Here is a 1,757-nt window from a genome sequence, read left to right as displayed (position 1 = left end):
ATCATACTGATTAAGATAGTTTCTAAAAGTGTATAAAATATGTGAAAATTCCCTTTGCTCATCTTTACTTAAGGCTTTAAAATCATCTAAATACAACGACCCGTCAAGACTCCCTCCATATCTTTGATAAAAATGCTCATAATTATCCACTACTTCACTTAAGGCATCGTTTTTTTCTGCTATAATATCCTCGTCAATCTTGTTGGCTGAAGATCTGTCAGTCTGTAAAAGTGTATCAGTGTAAAAAATTGACTTGGCATTTGGAGATTGATAGAGTATTTTTGCTCCATTTTCTACCTTATTTTTTAAAATATTTTCTTTTTTCGGTGCATTTGAAATGCTTATAAAATAATCTTTCGTTTCTAAATTGATACTTGTAAAATACTGCTTATCCTCGATTTGTTTCGCTAAAATAAGCATATTATCTCTATCTCTTAAAGCAAAGTCTGGATTTTGTAAAGTCTGCTTTATTTGCGGGATATATTTTTCACGCCCTTTTTCTACGATTTTATATAAACTTCCCTTTGTAAGCTTTAATTCCTTGCCTAAAGCCTCTTTTAGCTCACGCGGTAAATTTGGAATAAACTCCTCATCTAAGCTTTCAAGCCCAAAAGTTTCTAACCACGCTTTTTGCGTTTCTTTTGTGAGTGTGCGTTCCCTACCCTTTGTATCAAAAAAAGTTATATCCTCACTCCCCTTAGCTTCTTTTAGCTTTGTCAAATCCCTTTCAGGCTCTGCGTTTTGTATTTTTTTGTCTCCTAAAAGCTTTAAAGCCTTATCAATAAGCAAATTTACATCTTGCTCGTGGTTTTTTAAAACTTTTTCAAAATCTTTTATCACTCCTAAACTTGCTTGATTTTGGGTTAAAACAAGGGCTTTTTCTGTATTTTGCATTTTTGTTAATATTTTGTTGTTAAAGTCTATGTCCTCACCCTTTTTTATATCTTTTATAAGTTTTTCTGCATCATCATAAGCATCTAATAGCTTTATAACCCTAAACACTTCAAACATTGCATATTTATCAGACGCATTAAAGCCTTTGTATTTTGCTCTATCTACTGACGATGCGTAAGGCATTGTAGCTTTATTTGCTTTTTCCATAATCTCTTCTATAAACTCGGGCATTTTATGTTCTAAAGAGGACAAAGCTGATACTAAATTATCTATTATTTGTATTTTGTCGTTTTTGCTTAAGCTTTTGTTTTGCAAATCTTGTGCTAATTGCATAAACTTTTCTATTTCTCTTGTTGTAGTTTTTAAGGCTCGTTTTTTGCTTTGTTGTGGTATAATTTCATTTGTCAAAGCCGATTTAACGATTGGGCTAGAAGTTGAATCCGTAAGCTTATTTTGGTGCGGATATGCTGAAATAGGGGCTTTGTCATCTTTGATATAGCCTGTCAATACCCACTTCCTATCGATTCCATTATAGTCTAGTGCTATCACAGCCCTTTCATTCTCTGTATCTAAAAATACTCTTTTTGCCCCCTTGTCTATATTGCCATTTTCTATAATATCAGGCAAACTTTCCACAAATTCCAAAGCTTTCTGCTCTGCTTCTGCCTTACTAAATCCTTTTTCTATAAAGTCCTGCGTTCTACGCTCCAAAATATGCTTTAAGCCAAAATTCTCATCCCCCCATACCAAGTCAATATCTCCTAAGCCCTCTTTATAAAACGCTCCACTGACTTGGGCTTTGAATTCGCCTTTTTCGCCGCTTTCTTTAAAGGCTTGTGCTTCTCTGATTAGCTTTTTAACCG

The 1,757-nt window shown here is 33.8% G+C and carries 1 protein-coding gene; it reads right to left on the bottom strand.

Translation table 11 applies throughout. From position 1 onward, the window contains the following. Positions 1–1,757, bottom strand: a 1,757-nt coding sequence (locus NYG92_RS09090) for a putative barnase/colicin E5 family endoribonuclease (protein ID WP_289234206.1), incomplete at both ends; no start/stop codon positions are given.

The sequence above is a fragment of the Campylobacter felis genome (genome assembly GCF_030250085.1).
Classification (GTDB): Bacteria; Campylobacterota; Campylobacteria; order Campylobacterales; family Campylobacteraceae; genus Campylobacter_D; species Campylobacter_D upsaliensis.
The sequence above is the reverse complement of the archived record's forward strand: the minus strand, read 5'-3'. Positions and strand labels throughout refer to the sequence as shown.